The sequence below is a fragment of the Oceanobacillus sp. M60 genome (assembly GCF_053839645.1).
Genome location: NZ_JBSSNH010000005.1, coordinates 47,541 through 66,432 on the forward strand (window position 1 = coordinate 47,541; position 18,892 = coordinate 66,432).

Sequence of the window (18,892 nt, forward strand, 5' to 3'; positions counted from 1 at the left end):
AAATAGTTCTTGGAAAGGAGACTTAAAGATGAAAAAAGGATTTGGAATCATTTTATTAAGCCTTGTTATAACGCTTGCAGCTTGTGCAACAGATCAAAATAACTCCGATTCTGACCCATTAGATCCAAAAAACAGAAACCCGGAGATGGAATCAAACACGAATTCGCCATCTCGTGATCAGCTTGGTTTTGTCCGTTATACACAGGATGAATTTAATCAAGATAATACATCAGAACCAAAAGAGATTCATGTAGACCGGGAAGAGATGGCTGATATGATTACCCGCATTTTATTACAGAACCCTGATTTTAAAGAAGTAGCCACGCTTGTAACGGATGAAGAAGCTTTGATTGCTTTTGAAGCTTCAGATAACCTATCCAAAGAAATGGCAATTGATAATGCAGAAAAAACAGCAATGTCTGTACTGCCTGGCTATTATACGATTCATGCTTCTAATAACAGAAGCTTGATTCAAAACATTGAAACCCTGCATTATTCTGTGACGGAGAATGAAGATGTAGATACCGGGCCTCTGGTACAGGAAATTGTCGACACGATGAAGAAGGATGATTAAAAAATACTTATCCCATAAGGAGGTGATTTATCTGGCTAGAATTCGCACTACGGTCCTGATTATGTGCTGCTTTCTTACCTTTATGCAAACCACCGCTGTTGTCCATGCAGAATCAGAGGATCAAATATATACAGACCGCATGGCTCTATTCAAAAAGGTAGAAAGCCTTACCCAGGTCCCTTGGTATTATTTTGCTGCAATGGATAATTACGAACGTAACACACTCTCTTCCTCAGAAGAAGAAAAGGTTATTTCCATACAATTTGAAGAGACCGCATGGTTTGGGCTGGGAAATGCAGCTAAATCAACAGAACAGGGAGTTATCAGACAATTTGGCGGAATCGGTAAAGACGGAAATGGTGATGGCCAGGCAGATCCCGATGATCCTGAAGACATCCTTTATACGATGGCAAATCATATCTTAGCATATGGTCTGCATAAGGATGATGTTAAAATCGCACTCTGGGAGCATTATAAACGTGACTTGACTGTCCAGACAATCATGAACACCGCCAAAGTGTTTCAAAATTTTGGCGAAATCAACCTGACAGATCGTGCCTTTCCTTTAGATACAGATTATAATTACAGTTACCGCAGTACGTGGGGAGACCGCCGCGGTTTTGGCGGCTTGCGCATTCATGAGGGGACCGATATCTTTGCATCCTACGGCGTCCCTGTCCGCTCAACAACCTATGGTGTGGTCGAAATGATGGGATGGAACTTATATGGAGGCTGGCGTATTGGTATACGGGATATCTATAATATTTATCATTATTATGGACATATGAGCGGCTATGAGGATGATGTAAAAGTAGGCCAGGTAGTAAAACCGGGAGACGTGTTAGGCAGCGTCGGATCTACTGGTTACGGCCCTCCTGGAACTTCTGGAAAATTCCCGCCGCACCTGCATTATGGCATGTATAAAGATAATGGATACAGTGAATTTTCATTTGATCCTTATCCTTATATCTCGAAATGGGAACGGATGGAGAAAAATAATTAATAACAATCCTATCCGTGAAAAAGGTGTGTATCCCAGTTGTAAAACAGGATACACACCTTTTTAAATAAAATATTGAGGATAGCCGCTCCAACGGGTTTCATGGAATGAATAACCTTCGACCCCAGAAATACACTACACTTTCCGTCGGCTTAAGCTAAGCCGTTACCCGCGGAAAGCGACTTCCCGGAGCGGACATCTACTCGGCAAGAATACCAGTATTTTAAAGACCAATTTATTCTCTTGGCTTTTCTTAAGTTTAAATAAGAGTAACACTTATCCTTTACTTTTCTGGACAGCGTTCCAAATACTAGCTGCTAATCCGCCCCATATCACAACAATACCGATAATCATTACAATGATAGCTGAAGCACCCATACGCATCTTCCCTCCTATTTATCTTCATAATCGGATAGAGAATTTTCTGACCTCCATTTCAAAGCTGCCAGGATAATTCCAAGAACTAACACACCTACTACTACGGCCCAGCCTGTATTATTGATAAAGGCATTCGAGTAATTTTCATAGTTCCCGGTATCTGTATCAAACTCTCTTAATAAATTCTGCTTAAACAGCCCAAACATCATATAACCCATAACTACTGGTGTAATCATAGCTAAGCTGATTGTCCACCAGGAACCTAAACGGATATCTGAAATTTCATTAGCATGATTTTTAAGCATATTGGTTTTACGAAGAATCCAGGCAATCAGGACAACTTCGACAAGACCGATCATGGCAACTCCGAACTGGTTAATGAAATAATCGACATTATCTAAGAAGTACAAGCCACCTCTGGAAGCATATAATAAGGAAATCAATGCTGCGAGACCGCCTCCGAAAAGAACGGCTTTCGATCGTGTGATTTTAAACTTATCTACCAATGCTGCTACATACGCTTCTGTAATGGACATAAGAGATGTAATTCCGGCAAGCGTCAATGAGATAAAGAAGAGCGCTCCGAACAATCCATTAAATGCCGGCAACTCATTGATAATGGCCGGAAAGACAACAAAAGCAAGACCGACCCCGCCAGCGACGACATCATCCACACTGACACCGGCAGAAAATGCCATAAATCCTAATATTCCAAACACCCCAATTCCCGCTAATAATTCAAAGCCGGAATTTCCAAAACCAACAATAAATGCATTATTGGTAATATCAGATTTTTTAGGGAGATAACTTGAATACGTAATCATAATTGCAAAAGCAATCGATAAGCTGAAGAAAATTTGTCCATATGCTGCAATCCATACACTTGGTGACAAAATTTGACTGAAATCAGGTGTAAAGAAGGCATTCAATCCATTCATTGCTCCTGGCAGCGTGACTGCTCTTATTACAATAATAATAAATACGATGAGAAGCAAAGGAATAAAAATCCGGTTTGCAACCTCGATTCCTTTTTTTACACCGCGGAATAAAATTCCCAGCACCAATAGCCAAACAATCACTAACGGAATAACTACTCCCGGTACCAATCCGCCTATTTCCCCAGGAATCTCCGCCAATTGAAGATGCTCCCCAAATAAAAATCCTTCTGTATCTTCTCCCCAAGACAGATTAAACGAAAAGATAGAATAAGATATTGCCCAGGCAATAATTACCGAATAATATGTTGAAATAACAAAAGCAACAAGTACTGCCCACCATCCAATAAACTCTGTTTTCTTATTCATTTTTCGAAATGTCAAAGGTGCAGAACCCCGATACTTTTGACCCATGGTAAATTCCATAATTAAAATTGGAATACCCGCAGTCAGTAAAGCAAATAGATAAGGAATAAAAAATGCTCCGCCGCCATTTTCATAAGCAACAGCAGGAAATCTCCATATATTTCCTAAACCAACTGCTGATCCGACAGCCGCTAAAATAAACCCCGCCCTTGTTCCCCATTGTGATCGACTCTCCATCCATCATAACCCCCTTTTTTAATGAATAACAACAGAATGAAAGCGCATTAAATAAGAATAATAACAAAAATCATTACTTTCAGACTATTCATCTTGTATTATAGCTTTTTTGACATTTTTGTCAAATATCTAATTATGGAAATAGCAGGATTTAATTGCAATACCCTTATTACATCATAAAAGGCTTGGAATACTAAAATGTATTCCAAGCCTTCTGTTAAGATGCCTTCTTTTTATTTTTATTAATCAGGAAATGAGTAATCCAGACAATCCCAGCCAAAAGAACAAGCGTTACAGTTAAAGCTAACCACGTAGAATGAGTTAGTCCAATAACCAAGAAACCAATCAAAGCAGTAAAAGCAGCAATGAAAGCATAAGGCAGCTGTGTAATAACGTGGTCTATATGGTGCGCCCCGGCTCCGGTTGCAGATAAAATTGTTGTATCAGAAATAGGTGTACAATGATCACCGAACACTGCTCCGGCTAATACAGCCGCTAATGCAGGTAAAAATAGCCCCATATCTGTGTTCGCCATAACCTCCGCTGCAATCGGAAGCATAATGCCAAAAGTTCCCCATGATGACCCGGTTGCCAAAGCCATTAAACCGGCAATAATAAACAGAATAGCCGGCAGAAAATCTGCAGAAATAGAGGAATTATTTACTAAACCAGCTAAATAGCTTCCAGTCTCTAAAGCACCGATAATCGAACCAATCATCCACGCAAGAACGAGAATATTAATTGCAGGAATCATGGTTTTAAAGCCTTCAATAAAAATACGTCCCATGTCTGAGCGCGGTTTTCTTTGCTGCATATGAAAAATAATAGAAGTAAGAACAGCTGCAACACCGCCAATAATTAAGGAAAGATTAACATTCGTATTGGCAAAGGCATCAAGGATAGATGCGCTCCCTTCTGTTTCCATAATCCCTGTCACAATCATAGCAAGGACGGTAACAATAAATAAGACAATGATAGGAACAATTAAATGAAATACTTTTCCATCCTTATGCGGATCAAAAATATCACCTAAATCCCCAGAAACCTGATTTCTTTTTGGATCCAGCAGTTCTCCCTTTTCTTTTGCTCTTTTTTCATGCGTGCGCATCGGACCGATATCAAAATGAAAATACGCCACAATAAACACCAGAACAATCGAAGCAATCGCATAAAAGTTTAATGGAATCATTTGTATAAATGCTTCAATCGGCTGCAAATTTATAATTCCATTTGCTGCAAATAACCCGCCTAAAATACCAATAATATAGGCTCCCCAGCTTGATATAGGTGCGATTACGGTAACGGGAGCAGAACTGGAATCAATGTAATATGCCAGTTTCGCCCGGGAAATTTTTTGCCTGTCTGTTACAGGTCTTGCAATCTGTCCAACTGCTAAGCTGTTAAAATAGTCATCTATAAAAATAATCAATCCAATTACAGCAGTCATGATTTCCGCACCGGTACGTGTTTTCACCCGACGCAGCATCCAATCTCCAAAAGCTTTAGCCCCGCCAGAAGCTTGGAGAAACGCAGTAAGCACGCCCAGAAAGAGAAGAAAACTGATTAATAATAGATTCCCCATCTCCAAGGCTCCATCTGCATAAAAAATTGTATAAAATACCGTCCATATTTCTTTTAATGTTCCCCATATATGGAAATCATTTAATAATAATGCTCCTACAACAATCCCTGTTCCTATTGAGATAAGAACCTTTCTTGTTAACACCACTAATATCAGCATGACAATTGCAGGTATCAGTGACCAAAACGTACCTTCCATGTTAAGACCTCCAACGATTTATTTTCGAGCTGAGTATTTAAGCATTTTGAATAAGGTCAACGACGCGTAATGAATAATGGAAACTGCAGTTCCTTTTGAAATAATTACGTGCATATAACCGATTCGAAATAGGAAAGTAAGACACAGGGATATCTATCATACTCAAGTACTGTTTCACAGTAAAAACATATACAAATTACCCTTTAAAAACGCAAAAAAACAATGATAGAAAATAACCTATCATTGTTTCACCAATTCACGTTATCCTCCATTTCGATCAGTAGTTCTCCATGTAAATCATTACATGACAGCATAATACTTTTTCAGTAATATGCCAGCAATATAAAGCATGACCTCTTTATATACTTCGGCAAACTATCCTTTCTCCAGCAATCTTCGTTGTCATTCTCCTGCCGGATACTCATCTAATCTGCGCCTCTACCTCACCGATCTGATAAGGTTTTTATTCAATTATAAATATCTTCTCAACTAATTTGTACTATACTACATATTCAGTCGCTCTGCAAATCATCTTTTGGTACGGCAATATCAGGAGCATTTCCATCCCCGCCATAGAAATCAGGCACTTTTCCCATAATTGCGCCTCCATCTAAATAAAGCTCGGTATGTACAGTTCTAACTTCGGAGGTAAATGGCACAATAATTTGTACATCTGCTTCTACATTGATATACAGGGAAACCCAAGCTCCATTAATCCCAAATTCTTCTTTATCCTCGACCACATTTGTCCGCACTGCTCCAACCACTTCCATATTAATAGGAATTTTAGGACCTAAATTAGCCAGTACAGAATTTCCCGTTACTTGCCCTAAAGGAATCTCAATCAGCGTAGGATCAATCTGTACCCTGCCATCCGCACCGCCCTCATAGTCATAAGGCTCATGCAGATTATGCTCAAATTCAAGCTGCTCCCCCCGATTCACATGCGCAAAATACTCCTCTACCCGGTCAGTAGCTACCCGGTTGATTTCACTGATAACTGCAGGATCTCGGTTATATGTTACTAAATTTCCTTCATTGTCATAGGTAATGTTCAGGATATCCTCAAATCCATATTCCTCTACATAATATACAGCGGAGTTAATCGCTCTCGTAGCAAATTCATCCGCTTTTCGTTTGGCAATATCAATAACAATCGGTTCAATTTTGACGTTTATCAAATAAAAACTAAAGCCCACTACTGCAAAGAATAAAATTAACGTCAGCATCAGAATGGAGCGTCGAGAGGGGGGCATTCTTCTTTTTCTTCCCGTTCGCTTTCGAAATCGATATCTTCTTTTAAGTTTCAATGCAACAACCCCCTTCGTAATAATTTATGCAATTATGGAAGGGAATTAGAACAAAGGAAAATGGATTGGTTTTACATGTAAAAAGACACTTCTTCTGTCCCCTGCAAGAACAAAAAAAGTGTCTTTCCATGTATTATGATATTTTAAGCAATGCTTCTTTTCCTGTCATCCCGACTTCCCAGCCGTGCTCCTTCGATGCATCTGTTATTTTCTGCAACGGAGCGTTCAGCAATTGATCAATGGTTCTTACTCCCATTGCCCGGCCGGCGATAACGTTTCTTTCTTTCAGCTTAGGTATTTCATTAAAAATATCCACATCGAGCGCTGCACACATAATATACCCTACATCATTGCTGATTGTTAATAAGGTTGTTTGCGGCAATTCCACACTCACTGCTGTAAAAATAATTCCATCCACCTCAAGAGGTTCTACCGTAATCATAAAAATGCCCCCTCTGTTTTTCTCTCGTGATAAGTGTATGCAGAGGGGCTAAAGAACGTCACACATAAAACGAAACTTCACTCAGCGGGAATTTTCGGACGGCTCTCCGTGATAGAATGGAAATGAATCAATGCTGTTTGACAGCATATACTAATAAGTCACGCAAAAATTCCGGGACAAAATATTGTTTTTTTGCAGAACGGGCAATTTCCGGCAGGAGCTGGCCAAAAGTAAAAGTATCTGCAGTAGCAACATAGTATACTTTGTCTGGATGAATAGGGTAACCATCTTCAGTATACACCCGCTTCACATACACTTCCCCATTCCGATGAAAGGCTGTCTCGACCTGAATGCCTGAAAAAATCATTTTCCCTAAGATTTCCCCGCGGAAACCAAAGCCCTTTAATTTTAATTCTGTAAAAGCAGGAGATAATGCCGCTCTGACCGTTTCTATGATTTGATCCCCCTTTAAATCCACAAGGACGGGATTGATTGGATGAGGGCAAATTCGGTGTATATCCCCTTTTGTGATTGCCCCGGCAGGCAGCGAATCTAACAGCACGCCAGCATTCAGCATAGCTATATCCGCATTGGTCCATCTTCGGAGCACTTTAGTCAGTGAATCAATAATGGGGGTTTCTCCAAACCAGTTTACTTCCAGCGGCTTTTCTACACTTGCTACCGCCTGACCCAGATATTGGTCAGCCTGTTGTAATAGCTGCTGTAAATGTTCTTCCGTCTCCAAATCCTTTCCTGTATCCTGCAGACTGATTGCTGCTGCTTCCTTCGAAATTACTTTTTTCTCCTTATGATCCCAAATAAGCTCCACTTCACCGATATAGTAGCAATGCTTTCCCGCTGCAGTGATTAAGGTCTGATTTACCAGTTCACCCTCTTTTAACAGATGATGCGTATGTCCCCCGATAATCACATCAATTGCCGGATAACGCCGGGAAATCTCCTGGTCAACGGAAATTCCTAAATGGGAAAGAAGCACAATAATATCCGATTCTTTTTTCAAGTCTTCTATATAACGTTCAATAATGTCAAATTCATTTTCTACATGCCAGTCAAGCAGCTCGTAAAAGGCATTAAACGGTGCCGTTAAACCTAAGACACCTATCCGTATCCCGCTTTCTGTCATAAAAGTGTGTGTCCGCTTCAGCCAAAATGGCGTCAATTCATCTCTGCTGAATAAATTACTGCAGACCACTTGGAAATCGGCTTTATCATATAATTGATATAATTCTTGATGGGAAAGCGTTATCCCCTCATTGTTTCCCAGCGTCACGATATCATAGCCTGCTTCATTCAGCAGCTCCACATTGGCTAACCCATTTGAAGCTTCTGTAATTGGATGAGAGCGGTCAACGTGGTCTCCTATATCCATTGTAAAGGCAGCTTCATTATTCTCTTTCCGCAGGCCCTGCTTTTCTTTTAAAAAGGCTGTTACTCTAGGCCATTGTTCAAAATGACTATGTAAATCATTTGTATAGTAAAAGTAAACTTTCTCTTCTGACATACTTCATCGCCCCTAACCAATTCCTTGTAAAATCATGCGAATCCCCATCACAATTAATAAGATTCTCAAAAGCAGCTCTAAGAGCGAACTTGAATTTTTTTGATTGGTGAACGCACCCAGTTTGCCCCAATCCATTCCCCCGGTATAAAGAAAAGCACATATGCCCACTCTATGTTGCCAAGCGCAACAGCAGGTATAATTTGAAATTTATATGTATATATTTCCGTTCCCATTTCCGCCTGGCGAAATTCTTTTTCAGAAGCATCTACATTTCGTGGTTTTTTTCCTTTTAACTGCCGAAAAAAAAGAATAACGAATACCACCAGCAAACCAACTTTCTACTGTAATCATATCACATTGCTGGATAGATGAAAGCGAGGGAGTTTTTTACAAACGCATTGATTTTATTTTATATAGAAGAATCCATGTTCCAAGATAAAACTGTTTTTTTAAATAGGTTTACGAAAGGGTTTCCTCCAAATATACTTTTTCCCTATTGCCAAAGCAATCTTCCAAAGTTAAAATTAAATTAGTTTGTTAATTAATTTAATTATCTTAGTTGGTATCTTATTAATTTTTAAGATTACTTCTCTACAATAAAAGCATCAAAAGCTTTACGATTACAACTAATCTAAAACACATTGCGTTGTTTTTCAAACTGAAGGTGAGAAAATGAATATTCAAGTAAAAGAAGTCGTAAACGGCTGGAAAGAATACACACTAACCAATGATACGATTGAAATTAGTATTCTGGATTATGGAGGAATCATCACAAAATTATATGCACCAGATCGAAATGGAAACGAGGAAAATATTGTATGGACTTTTAAAGATTATCATGATTATGAAAATAACCCATTATATTTAGGTGCTTTGATTGGCAGAGTTTCTGGACGAATACCTGACGGGCGATTAAGATTAATCAGCAGAGCTGGCAGCTGGAAAAAAATGAAGGTAACCATCATCTGCATGGTGGAACAAGCAAGAACGAATTGTCTATACATTATCAAGCCGTTCCAGATGCAACAACCGCCCTTTCTTTAACAAATCATAGTTATTTTAATTTAACCGGAAATGTGCAAAATTCTATTTATCAGCATCATGTCACTATGCCGGACAGCACCATCATAGAATTGGATAAAAATCTGCTGCCTACCGGAAAGCTTCTGGATACGTCAAATACAGCATTCGATTTTCGATATGGAGCTCGCTTGGGAGAAGGGGTGCATTCATTATCTGAATCTGAACAATTAGCTTTAGCCGATGGATATGATCATTATTTTTTATTTAAGAACGCTAAAAACAGAATAGAAATTTATGAGCCCACCTGTGGGAGAACCTTATCTATAGAAACGAACCAGCCTGGTATGACGATGTATACTGCGAATCAGGGTTCACAAGGATATCTATTAGAAAATGGGACTGCCCCAGCTCATTATGGGGTTTGTTTTGAGACTTCCAATACACCTTTAGCACTCTATCAAGATAGACTGCCGTCCATCGTTGTAAAAGCAGGTGATGTTTATAACAAATCAACTACCTTTACATTTGGCACGAATTAGCTTTCTGATTTTATCAATGCACGAAATAACCTTCCAAAAAAAGCGAATCCGATTGAACAGGATTCGCTTTTTTTGGAAGATGACTCGTTTCCCTTCTGAAGTTAAGCCATATTCCTATATGATTCTTTCGTTATTTTGTATTGAAGCGGCTCACCTGCCGTAAAGCGCTTTGCTTCTTCCAGCATGAAAGCCCCTAAACGAGCCCTCTCATTACCAGAACTTCCTGCTATATGCGGTGTTAAAACAACGTTAGGCAGAGTGTATAATTTGGATTGTTCCGCTGGCGGTTCTGGATAAGTCACATCTAAAACAGCTGTAATATCTGTACGTTCTTGTAAAACTTCTATCATCTCATCTTCTCGAACAATAGCACCTCTAGCTGTATTAATAAATGTTGCATTTTGCTTCATAGACTGAAAATGCTCTTTTCTAATCATTCCTTTTGTTTCGGGCAAAAGCGGGCTATGTAATGAAACAACATCTGCATGTTTAAAAATCGCTTCTAAAGAACAAAGCTCTACATTTAAATTACTAGCTTCATCTTCGTTTACAAATGGATCATAAGCTAATACATTCAAGTCAAAATGCCGTAATAAATCCGTTACTTTCCTGCCGATTTGACTCAAAGAAATAATACCTGCCGTTGCTTGATAATTGCCGATTAGCGGCTGATACATACCATTAATATAATTTTTTTCCTCTTTTAGCCATCTGGATAGCTGCCAACCGTTTTTTAAAGAAAATAGAATTTCACTTAATGTAAATTCTGCTACTGGAATGGCATTTGCCTGATTAGCTGTGGTAACTTTTATGTCTCTTTCCCATATCTCGTCTGATAATAATTTCTTCATTGTTCCAGCTGCATAAAAGATGGCTTCTAAAGATGGCGTTTTTTCTAAAAACGATTGATCAAATACCGGAGCACCCCATCCAGAGAAAATAACCTCTGCTTCTTTTAATAAATTACCTTCTTCTTGATAATTATATTTGGTCAATGGTTTTCCAATAACATCAATATATTGCGAAATCTCTCTTTGTATATCAGGTGTATAGACTTTTTCAAACAAATTTTCGTCCATTATAAACAGACCTTTTCTCATATGTTTTCACTCCTTTGACCGACGCATTGCAGAAATACTGCTGCTTGTTTTTTGTTTCTGAAACAGTTTAATAAGCGGTCCAATAATCAAAGCTGATATAATGGTTCCTTCTCGAACACCCTGAACAGAACCAAATACGATAAACGAAATAAACATTGCTAAGCATACCAAACTTATATCAAAATAAAGCTTTACCTTTCCAAACTCCTGTGAAGTTTTGTAAGAAATCACTTTTACAATTCCTTCAGCCGGATTATTTACCACTTGTGCCTTCAACTGTATCACCGTGCTAAATGCAATAATAACACAGCCAATGACAACCATATTTAATTGAACCCAGTAATAAGGTTGCGGGATATGAATAAGGAGATAAGACCAAAAATCAATAGCTATTCCTAATATTGGCCCTACTAATAATTGCAAATACTGAACTCTGGGAAAATTTTTGCCCATCATTATTATTTCGATTAAGACAAAAAGAAGATTAAACAGCATCGTCAGCATTCCAAAACTAATAGGTAAGAATAGACTAAATGCATATGGCGGACTCGTAATAGGAGTAGTACCGAGATGTGCAAGTGTAACCAGACTAATGCCGAGTCCCATAATGAAAAGACTCAGCAAGAAAAGCCCATAAGATTTTAATAGATTGGATTGTGCCAAATACATACACTTCTTTCCATAAATATTCCGATATTTTAATAGCTGCCTTTTTATTTTTTTGAACATAGATAGTTAGCGATGGAAAAATAAAATCCTGTTTTATGGACGTTTCTCTCCCTGTCCTGGACAATCTCATTCCATATTTTTAATAAGCAGCGGCACTTTTTTTCCGTAAATATCTAGTAATTTTTTATTGTGTTCATCTGAACCAGTAATATTTCCACTCAGAAATACTGGTGGAACTTGCCCTGTTTTGATAAGTAAATCAGTGACTTCTGCTAAAATAGCTTGAAGAATCGAAATGCCAATCACAGAGGACGATGGGGCAAAACGAATACCTGTGTCAGAATTACTTAACATTGCGTCTCCAACCTGTACATGGTTATCTATTGTATAATCGCAGACATCTTTCAAGTATAACCCGTCTTCATGTCTGGAAGGCTGCTGTTCAGCATATGCTGTACTGGTTAATGCCACTGTAACAGCTCCATGTTCTTTCCCATATAATACGACATCTATTGGAACTGGGTTGATGCCTGAAGTAGAAATGACAATTAGCACATCCTTCTTAGTAATGGAATATTCCGCTAATAATGGACGAACATATCTATTTTTTCTTTCTTTTTGAGAAGATGCTGCCCCGCCTTGATGAAGCATCAATTCGTCAATCAATATAGGATAAATCGGTGCAAGTCCTCCTGCACGATAGAATACTTCCTCTGTTAAAATATGAGAATGACCACATCCGAATAAATAAACTACTCCGCCATCATTTATTTTATCTGCGATTACTTCACTCACTTTCTGCATAACGTTTGTTTCTTTATTAAACGTATTTTCAAGCTGCTCTTGTACTTTTTGATAATACTTCTTTATCATCATAATCCCCCTTGAATAATTGGTTTAAAGTTTGAAACGGCCTTCTTATCCATTGGTTATTCTCCATTTAAGAGGCAGCCCTTCCTTTCTCTTAAATGGAGATAATCATTCTAGTTTAAACGCGATGCATTCTATCTTTATATTTTTCGATTAATGACTCATTGTATTCTCGGCCGCCTTCCACGTTGGCGCTTTTCATTATCGGCGGTTCGATACCTTTTTTCACTAGATTTTCGATTGCTTGTAAAACAACACTATCAAGTAAGTAAGCTGCTGAAATAGAAGATGTAGGACCTGTTTTCATTCCATATTCCGGTATATCTATTCCGCAGTCTCCAGGGTCTCCACAGTTATCCAGGACCACATCGGCAAATTCATATAATTTTTTTCCGCTTGAGTGCAGGCTTTTCGCATTTTGAGAATCTTTTAAATTTGTAACAACAATCAGCTTATTCCCTTTTTCTTTTATATATTTAGCCATGTCAATGTGCAAAGGGTTTTTCCCAGAATTGGATATAAAAATAAAACAATCCTCATCCTGCTGGTCGACTAAACGAATAAACGCATCACCAACCCCTTCAATTACCTCAAACCAGCCATTGATTCCGTAAAACTCTTTGATAGCCTTGGAGTTAACGAATCCTCCTGCCCGGCCAGCAACTTCAATGGCAGCTGCGAAAGAATGTCCCGAGCCAAAAGATTGAATAATACCTCCCCGTTCAACCGTTTCTGTCAGGATATCGGCTGCTCTTTCAATATTCTCCCGTTGCTCTGTTCGTATTTTCTTTAAAATATAATCTATTTTCGCATAAAATTGGTCGACATAGTTCACTGCATTCACTCCTCTTACTTATCGCTTGGCTTTATTCAAAAATACTTCAATGCTTGTTTCCGGGTCATCTGGCACCATTTGAGCTGTCACCTTCACCCCGCTGTTAAGAAGTGTTTGAATCGCTTTCTCTTCATCTGCTGAGAGACTTACTGATTTTTTGATTTGCACTGTATCAAAACGATTGGAAAGATTTCCGATATTGACCTGTGGCAGCTCCAATCCTTCCTCCTGCAGACGAACTAGGATTTCTGGTGATTTAACAACCAGTAAAACACGCTGTCCCTGATAGTTGCCTGCTTTAATATTTGCGGCTGCTTTTTCAAATGGCAAAATAGATGTATTTACTCCTGATGGTGCTGCCATTCTTAATACCGCTTTCTCATGATCACTGGCAGCAATGATATCATCTATTACCATAATTCTGTTTACCCTTAAACCAGTAGACCATCGAGTAGCTACCTGTCCATGAATTAATCTATCGTCAACTCTTACATGTACAATTCCTTCCATTTCTATCTCTCCTTATGTTGTAAATATTTTTAAATTATAAGCAATAATCCCAAGTGCCATTAGAATAAAGACAACGCGTGTTGAATTTAACTTTTTCTTACCCAGCATCCAATAAGTGACTGCAACAACAAGAACTGGACCTAGGGATGGCAAAATTTGATCAGCAAGCTCTTGTATAGAAAGTGTAACTTCCCCTTGCTGGAACTCATATCCAAAAGTTGCTGTAACCACCGTTGGGATAAGCGCACCTACAACGGTAATTCCAAGGATATTAGCAGCTTTTGTAAGATTCTTTAACCTGCCGCCTATTTCGGTTACGAGTCTCACACCTTCTTGGTATCCGGACCAAACAAAGAAACGCATGGCACCAAGACGAATAAATCCAAACACAATCCAAAGAATCAAACCGATTGGGTTTCCTTCAAGTGCTAAATAGGAAGCAATGGAACCTATGATGGTAGTAGGTATAACAAAGAAAAGCGTATCACCAATCCCGGCCAGCGGTCCCATCATACCTGTTTTTAATGAAGCTACTGCTTCCATTGATTTGATTCTTTTCTCTCTTTCAAGAGCTGTATTTACACCTAATATTAAAGGGGCCATCGTATTATTCGTGTTAAAAAATTGCATATGTGTCATGGCAACTGTTTTGCGTTCTTCGGGATCCTTATATAAATTCTTAAGTAACGGCAAAATACTGAAATAATATCCTAACCCTTGAAACTTTTGATAATTCCAGCTTGCTTGTCCAAAGAAAAACCATCTCCAAAATACTTTCTTTAACTCACGATCCATCTTTCGTTTACTCATCGCCCATCCCTCCATTAGCTACCGCAGGATCATTGTTATCATTATTTTTAGTGAACCGCTGATATCCTAAAATTGCCAGAGCTAGTCCAACAAGTGCAGCTCCTAATACAGACATACTTAAATATGCTGCTACGACAAATCCAATAATAAGATAAGGGATATTTTCCTTTACAGGTAAATATCGTAATTATATGGCTATACCTAGTGCAGGAAGCATTCCGCCAGCTACACTCAAACCACTCATCAGCCAATCAGGCATATAGTTCACGATAGATTCTACAAACCTTGCACCAAATACAAGTGCTAAAAACACGGGTATCATTCTAGACAGAGAAGTAGGAAGCAATCCCCATAACCCCATCCTGGCAGCTTTATCAAGGTTCCCTTGTTTGATAAAGGTCTCTGCCCTGTTTTGAAAATACGTGTTTGTAAATCGGGCAAGAACATCGAGCTGAACCATTAACAAGCCAATCGGGATTGCTAAGGATATCCCAAACTCAGCTCCTTCGCCTGAAAAGATAGCAAAAGCTGTACCAATCAATGCACCCGTCATATAATCTGGAATCGATGCACCGCCGAAATTTCCAACTCCAAGCACCAGTAAATTCAACGTCCCTCCGACAATCAATCCTGTTTGCATATCTCCAAGAATCAGCCCGGCAAAAAAACCTGCCATTGTCGGTTTAACAAATCCCATTGTTGTGTTGTTTCCATCATAAATTGCAAATGCTGCATACAGCGTTATTAATAATACTTGCCACCAGACAATCTCCATCCTTACTGCCCCCTATTCATCTAAATCATTATTATTCAATTCAAGTGGATCCGCTTTAAAAATTGCACTTCTTAAAGATTCAATAACCCGATTAAGGTCAGAAATCATAAAATCAGTTTCATCTAAAAAGAGTGTTTCCAAGACTAGCGGCAGATTAACTCCGCTAATAACAAAGGCGTTTTGTTCCATCTCTAATTTATGTGTCAGCGCTACCGCCTGGTTGTAGGGCGTTCCCCCTTTTAAATCAGCAAGAATCACTATTTTTTTATTAGAACGCTTCCATTGTTCCAAATAAGATTCCAATTTTGAGGAAAAATCCTGAACACCAGCTTCGGTAAGTTCGATAATAGAAAGCTCTTCTTGTTCTCCCGTAATCATATCAACTGCTTTTTTTAGACCACCAGCTACTCCATGGTGAGATACTAACAAGATATTCATTTGTCCAACTCCTTTTATAAAGGTTCTATTTTATTGCTGAAATACTCCCAACGCTTATACGTTTCAATATATTCCACCACTCTTTTTTCCAGTAAGTACGTGTATCTGCGTATGAACGCAGTTGGTTTATCGCCTTCAATCTCAAGCAGCTTACTTTCCTCAGACGGCGTCGGGAAACAAATTTCTGTTATTTCTGTCGAATCTGCCTGGAAAAGATTAATTTCAAAATCATGTTTTATTTTTTCATAAATTGAGGAAAATGCTTCTAACTCTCCAATATCTTCCTTAATAAATTCAGATAAAACATAAGAGTATTGGACAAGCAACGGCACATCATCAATCATGCGTACGCGCTTGATTAAGTAAAATGCTTCCTCTTTGTTAATATTTAATTCTTTAGCTATTCGTGGATCTGTCATTTTTTCTACATTTAGTACTCGGACAGATTCTTGCTTCCCTTGATATTTTTCCTGATCAGAAAAACGCACTACTTTTGCTTTTTTCCCTTTGGAAACGTAAGTCCCTTTGCCTTGATAACGTACAAGATAACCTTCCTGTGTCAGCTCCTGTAAAGCCTTAATTACAGTAATACCGCTTACATTGTATTCTCTTTTCAACTCCGCTTCACTGTAAAACTTATCTCCTGGAAGAAACTTTCCGTTATTAATCTTGTAAAGAAGACTTTGCTTGATTTGCAGATATTTTGGAATAGAAATAAGATAACCTCCTAACTAGTTAATCAGTTAATATATTAAGTTAAAATAAAAAAAATAATAGCATTGTTTTCATAAAGTTGATATCTATCCAATTCCCTACACCTTGCAATCAATCCAGGCATTTCGTTTTGCAATAAGCTAGTATTTAAATTTATGTTTGTCCTTTACTTGGCGGAATATGATGTAATTATTGATTGAAGCACTTTTACATCATTCTTTAATTGTTCGATACTATCTTCTTTCACAAATTCCATCATTAAATAACGCATTCCTTGTTGCTTTTCTAGTTGTTGTAAGTACTTTTCCCAATCAGAAATACCTGCTGAAAAAGGATACACAATGACGTTATTTTCAACAAGCTGCCAATGAAAAACATGAACATGGCTAAGCCATTGTCTTACGGTATCAATACTCTTCACATTCTTATTCACTGTTTCAAATGGCGAGGGCTGCCAGTATAAGGAAACGTTTGAATGATTAATTTTCTTCATTAGCCGTATGGCACTATCTGCCGTATCTGTTAAAGTTCGGCCATGATACTCTAGATTAATATGAATTCCTTGTTTTTCTGCTAAATCAGCAATTCGTTTGGCATCCTCTATCACTTTTTCCCATTGTCTTTCTGTTGCTTCGCTTGATCCAATATTTCCAGCCCATACTCGAATGGCAGGAGCCGTCAATTTTTCAGCAGTATCTAAGATAGCTTCAAAAGAAAATGGTTGTTCCTTTACCCCTAGACGATAATAGGAACCATAAGAGATAATATCTATTTCTGCTTGCCGGGTTATATTAGCAGCATACGCAGCATGTTCTAAGTCACCAGGCGGAACATGAATATCGCCGCCCCATTCTATTCCTTGTATATCCGTATTTTTAGCAGCTTCTATTATTTCTTCTACAGATAAGTTTCTAAAGGTTACAGAACATAAGCCTATTTGAAACATCCTTTTCCTCCTCTCAAATTTATTTTTCTTTCCTGTTAGTCCACTAGAAAAAATAACTTACCGTTTTATAGCATCTAAATCGCTTCTATTTGTATGCTGTTTTTTAATAGCTTTCTTTTAACAACTTACGCTTATCATACGAAAAATTTTTTTAGCTGTCTTATTAAAGGCGGAATAAAATTCTCAATTTCGGAAATAAACTTTTGAAGGTGTATACCTTCTTTTTTTAAATAAACTAAAAAAAGAATATACTAAATATCAGCATATTCTTTCAGCTATCTGACTCCTTTGTATATTGATATTTATTCCTGAATTTCTGAGGAGAGATATTCGTATACGCTTTAAATTTTCTATAGAAGGTAGAAATTGCTTCAAAACCTACTTCAAAACAAATAGATGCAATATCATTATTGGTTTCCATGAGTAATTTTTTGGCAATTTCCATTCTTACTTCATTTAAATATTTCATCGGTGTCATATCATATTGATCTTTAAAAATCGTATTGATATGTCTGGTACTTATCCCAAGCTTTTGAGAATAATCATTGGCATCTCTAATTTCAAAATATCGTGTTTCGAGGTAATCTTTTAAACGTTCAGCCCGAAGCACATTTGCATCCGTAATATTTAATTCTTTTTGACTTCGAAATAAAATCAGCAATAATTCTTCCAGATAGATTTTTACAGCTACTACATTAATCAAATCCCCTTGTGCTTGCTCATAAAGCATCCTGCGAAGTAACTGTCTTACATTTCCTGCTTCAAATGGACTTAAATCAATTAACCTCGGATTGCTAAAATCCTGCATTTCTAAAACCTTTTGAATATCCGAATCCAAATGGAGCACATCAAACTCAAGCACAAGTACTGTCATTTTCCCCTCTGATGTAATAGAGTGGTCTGAATATGGCGGGATAAATGCCAGACTATCTTGAAAAAAAGTGTTTTTTTGATTATTAAATGTAATCTCTCCTGTATTTTCGAGAGCATAAAGAATCTGGTGAACCTTATGATGGTGTTTCTTTACAAGATTTCTATTCGAATGTTTATTTTCTTTTAAACGAATACGATATCCCATTATAACTGCTCCTTTGGTGTGTGCTTTCTTTAATTAATTCT

The 18,892-nt window shown here is 38.0% G+C and carries 21 protein-coding genes, 1 pseudogene and 1 riboswitch; of the genes and pseudogenes, 4 read left to right on the forward strand and 18 right to left on the reverse strand.

Features of this window, described 5'->3' with window-relative positions:
* Positions 1-28 precede the first annotated feature (28 nt).
* Positions 29-574: a YhcN/YlaJ family sporulation lipoprotein gene (locus ACW0TQ_RS13410; protein ID WP_212928795.1), complete on the forward strand. Its 546-nt coding sequence runs from the start codon at positions 29-31 to the stop codon at positions 572-574.
* A complete protein-coding gene (locus ACW0TQ_RS13415; RefSeq protein ID WP_413465444.1) occupies positions 567-1,577 on the forward strand; it encodes a M23 family metallopeptidase in 1,011 nt (336 codons plus the stop codon). The genes ACW0TQ_RS13410 and ACW0TQ_RS13415 overlap by 8 nt, the downstream gene beginning before the upstream one ends.
* Before the next feature lie 273 nt (positions 1,578-1,850).
* Here ACW0TQ_RS13415 and ACW0TQ_RS13420 read toward each other — a convergent pair whose 3' ends face one another.
* The 7 genes from ACW0TQ_RS13420 to ACW0TQ_RS13450 all read right to left on the reverse strand — a co-directional run bounded on the left by ACW0TQ_RS13420 (position 1,851) and on the right by ACW0TQ_RS13450 (position 8,873).
* A complete protein-coding gene (locus ACW0TQ_RS13420; RefSeq protein ID WP_139089031.1) occupies positions 1,851-1,952 on the reverse strand; it encodes a methionine/alanine import family NSS transporter small subunit in 102 nt (33 codons plus the stop codon).
* A 14-nt stretch (positions 1,953-1,966) separates the two neighbouring features.
* Positions 1,967-3,490: a sodium-dependent transporter gene (locus ACW0TQ_RS13425; RefSeq protein WP_212928794.1), complete on the reverse strand. Its 1,524-nt coding sequence runs from the start codon at positions 3,488-3,490 to the stop codon at positions 1,967-1,969.
* A 217-nt stretch (positions 3,491-3,707) separates the two neighbouring features.
* Complete coding sequence (locus ACW0TQ_RS13430) at positions 3,708-5,270, reverse strand: Na+/H+ antiporter NhaC family protein (RefSeq protein ID WP_212928793.1); 1,563 nt, start codon at positions 5,268-5,270, stop codon at positions 3,708-3,710.
* A gap of 273 nt (positions 5,271-5,543) precedes the next feature.
* Positions 5,544-5,719: riboswitch (Lysine riboswitch) on the reverse strand.
* A 63-nt stretch (positions 5,720-5,782) separates the two neighbouring features.
* Complete coding sequence (gene yunB / locus ACW0TQ_RS13435) at positions 5,783-6,580, reverse strand: sporulation protein YunB (protein WP_226894835.1); 798 nt, start codon at positions 6,578-6,580, stop codon at positions 5,783-5,785.
* 133 nt (positions 6,581-6,713) lie between these two features.
* On the reverse strand, positions 6,714-7,022 hold the full coding sequence (locus ACW0TQ_RS13440; protein ID WP_040979011.1) for a YunC family protein: 309 nt from the start codon (positions 7,020-7,022) through the stop codon (positions 6,714-6,716).
* 127 nt (positions 7,023-7,149) lie between these two features.
* Complete coding sequence (locus tag ACW0TQ_RS13445) at positions 7,150-8,544, reverse strand: bifunctional metallophosphatase/5'-nucleotidase (RefSeq protein WP_212928792.1); 1,395 nt, start codon at positions 8,542-8,544, stop codon at positions 7,150-7,152.
* A gap of 77 nt (positions 8,545-8,621) precedes the next feature.
* Positions 8,622-8,873, reverse strand: a complete 252-nt coding sequence (locus ACW0TQ_RS13450) for a hypothetical protein (protein WP_212928791.1) — start codon at positions 8,871-8,873, stop codon at positions 8,622-8,624.
* Between the two features lie 343 nt (positions 8,874-9,216).
* On the opposite strand from ACW0TQ_RS13450, the gene ACW0TQ_RS13455 reads away from it, so the two are divergent.
* The gene (locus tag ACW0TQ_RS13455; RefSeq protein WP_455725770.1) at positions 9,217-9,588 is read left to right on the forward strand and encodes an aldose epimerase family protein; all 372 of its coding nucleotides are present in this window, start codon (positions 9,217-9,219) and stop codon (positions 9,586-9,588) included.
* Positions 9,537-10,106 carry an aldose epimerase family protein gene (locus tag ACW0TQ_RS13460; RefSeq protein ID WP_455725771.1) on the forward strand — a complete coding sequence of 190 codons (570 nt, stop codon included), beginning with the start codon at positions 9,537-9,539 and terminating at the stop codon, positions 10,104-10,106. Before ACW0TQ_RS13455 ends, ACW0TQ_RS13460 begins: the two co-directional genes overlap by 52 nt.
* A gap of 101 nt (positions 10,107-10,207) precedes the next feature.
* Here ACW0TQ_RS13460 and ACW0TQ_RS13465 read toward each other — a convergent pair whose 3' ends face one another.
* From ACW0TQ_RS13465 to ACW0TQ_RS13515, 11 genes and pseudogenes are all read right to left on the reverse strand, one after another.
* Complete coding sequence (locus tag ACW0TQ_RS13465) at positions 10,208-11,206, reverse strand: hydroxyacid dehydrogenase (RefSeq protein ID WP_212928789.1); 999 nt, start codon at positions 11,204-11,206, stop codon at positions 10,208-10,210.
* 6 nt (positions 11,207-11,212) lie between these two features.
* Positions 11,213-11,875: a YczE/YyaS/YitT family protein gene (locus tag ACW0TQ_RS13470; RefSeq protein ID WP_212928788.1), complete on the reverse strand. Its 663-nt coding sequence runs from the start codon at positions 11,873-11,875 to the stop codon at positions 11,213-11,215.
* Between the two features lie 126 nt (positions 11,876-12,001).
* Positions 12,002-12,748, reverse strand: coding sequence for an SIS domain-containing protein (locus tag ACW0TQ_RS13475; RefSeq protein ID WP_455725772.1), 747 nt, complete (start codon positions 12,746-12,748; stop codon positions 12,002-12,004).
* Positions 12,749-12,863: 115 nt separating this feature from the next.
* Complete coding sequence (locus tag ACW0TQ_RS13480; RefSeq protein WP_193063646.1) at positions 12,864-13,580, reverse strand: SIS domain-containing protein; 717 nt, start codon at positions 13,578-13,580, stop codon at positions 12,864-12,866.
* Between the two features lie 18 nt (positions 13,581-13,598).
* The gene (locus ACW0TQ_RS13485) at positions 13,599-14,090 is read right to left on the reverse strand and encodes a PTS sugar transporter subunit IIB (RefSeq protein WP_212928786.1); all 492 of its coding nucleotides are present in this window, start codon (positions 14,088-14,090) and stop codon (positions 13,599-13,601) included.
* 12 nt (positions 14,091-14,102) lie between these two features.
* Entirely contained in the window at positions 14,103-14,900 is a 798-nt protein-coding gene (locus ACW0TQ_RS13490; protein WP_246529001.1) for a PTS system mannose/fructose/sorbose family transporter subunit IID, read from the reverse strand.
* Positions 14,893-15,675 (reverse strand): annotated as a pseudogene (locus tag ACW0TQ_RS13495) (PTS mannose/fructose/sorbose/N-acetylgalactosamine transporter subunit IIC). The gene ACW0TQ_RS13490 and the pseudogene ACW0TQ_RS13495 overlap by 8 nt, the downstream one beginning before the upstream one ends.
* A gap of 12 nt (positions 15,676-15,687) precedes the next feature.
* Entirely contained in the window at positions 15,688-16,113 is a 426-nt protein-coding gene (locus ACW0TQ_RS13500; protein WP_455725773.1) for a PTS sugar transporter subunit IIA, read from the reverse strand.
* Positions 16,114-16,127: 14 nt separating this feature from the next.
* Positions 16,128-16,829: a UTRA domain-containing protein gene (locus ACW0TQ_RS13505; RefSeq protein ID WP_193063678.1), complete on the reverse strand. Its 702-nt coding sequence runs from the start codon at positions 16,827-16,829 to the stop codon at positions 16,128-16,130.
* A gap of 164 nt (positions 16,830-16,993) precedes the next feature.
* Entirely contained in the window at positions 16,994-17,773 is a 780-nt protein-coding gene (locus ACW0TQ_RS13510) for a sugar phosphate isomerase/epimerase family protein (protein ID WP_212928784.1), read from the reverse strand.
* Between the two features lie 271 nt (positions 17,774-18,044).
* Positions 18,045-18,851 (reverse strand): AraC family transcriptional regulator, encoded by an 807-nt coding sequence (locus ACW0TQ_RS13515; protein WP_193063634.1) that lies wholly within the window; start codon positions 18,849-18,851, stop codon positions 18,045-18,047.
* Positions 18,852-18,892 lie beyond the last annotated feature (41 nt).

Coding starts and splice junctions, on each gene's coding strand:
- ACW0TQ_RS13410 (WP_212928795.1), top strand. CDS start 29: ATGAAAAAAGGATTTGGAATCATTTTATTAAGCCTTGTTATAACGCTT.
- ACW0TQ_RS13415 (WP_413465444.1), top strand. CDS start 567: ATGATTAAAAAATACTTATCCCATAAGGAGGTGATTTATCTGGCTAGA.
- ACW0TQ_RS13420 (WP_139089031.1), bottom strand. CDS start 1,952: ATGGGTGCTTCAGCTATCATTGTAATGATTATCGGTATTGTTGTGATA.
- ACW0TQ_RS13425 (WP_212928794.1), bottom strand. CDS start 3,490: ATGGAGAGTCGATCACAATGGGGAACAAGGGCGGGGTTTATTTTAGCG.
- ACW0TQ_RS13430 (WP_212928793.1), bottom strand. CDS start 5,270: ATGGAAGGTACGTTTTGGTCACTGATACCTGCAATTGTCATGCTGATA.
- ACW0TQ_RS13440 (WP_040979011.1), bottom strand. CDS start 7,022: ATGATTACGGTAGAACCTCTTGAGGTGGATGGAATTATTTTTACAGCA.
- ACW0TQ_RS13445 (WP_212928792.1), bottom strand. CDS start 8,544: ATGTCAGAAGAGAAAGTTTACTTTTACTATACAAATGATTTACATAGT.
- ACW0TQ_RS13455 (WP_455725770.1), top strand. CDS start 9,217: ATGAATATTCAAGTAAAAGAAGTCGTAAACGGCTGGAAAGAATACACA.
- ACW0TQ_RS13465 (WP_212928789.1), bottom strand. CDS start 11,206: ATGAGAAAAGGTCTGTTTATAATGGACGAAAATTTGTTTGAAAAAGTC.
- ACW0TQ_RS13470 (WP_212928788.1), bottom strand. CDS start 11,875: ATGTATTTGGCACAATCCAATCTATTAAAATCTTATGGGCTTTTCTTG.
- ACW0TQ_RS13475 (WP_455725772.1), bottom strand. CDS start 12,748: ATGATAAAGAAGTATTATCAAAAAGTACAAGAGCAGCTTGAAAATACG.
- ACW0TQ_RS13485 (WP_212928786.1), bottom strand. CDS start 14,090: ATGGAAGGAATTGTACATGTAAGAGTTGACGATAGATTAATTCATGGA.
- ACW0TQ_RS13490 (WP_246529001.1), bottom strand. CDS start 14,900: ATGAGTAAACGAAAGATGGATCGTGAGTTAAAGAAAGTATTTTGGAGA.
- ACW0TQ_RS13500 (WP_455725773.1), bottom strand. CDS start 16,113: ATGAATATCTTGTTAGTATCTCACCATGGAGTAGCTGGTGGTCTAAAA.
- ACW0TQ_RS13510 (WP_212928784.1), bottom strand. CDS start 17,773: ATGTTTCAAATAGGCTTATGTTCTGTAACCTTTAGAAACTTATCTGTA.
- ACW0TQ_RS13515 (WP_193063634.1), bottom strand. CDS start 18,851: ATGGGATATCGTATTCGTTTAAAAGAAAATAAACATTCGAATAGAAAT.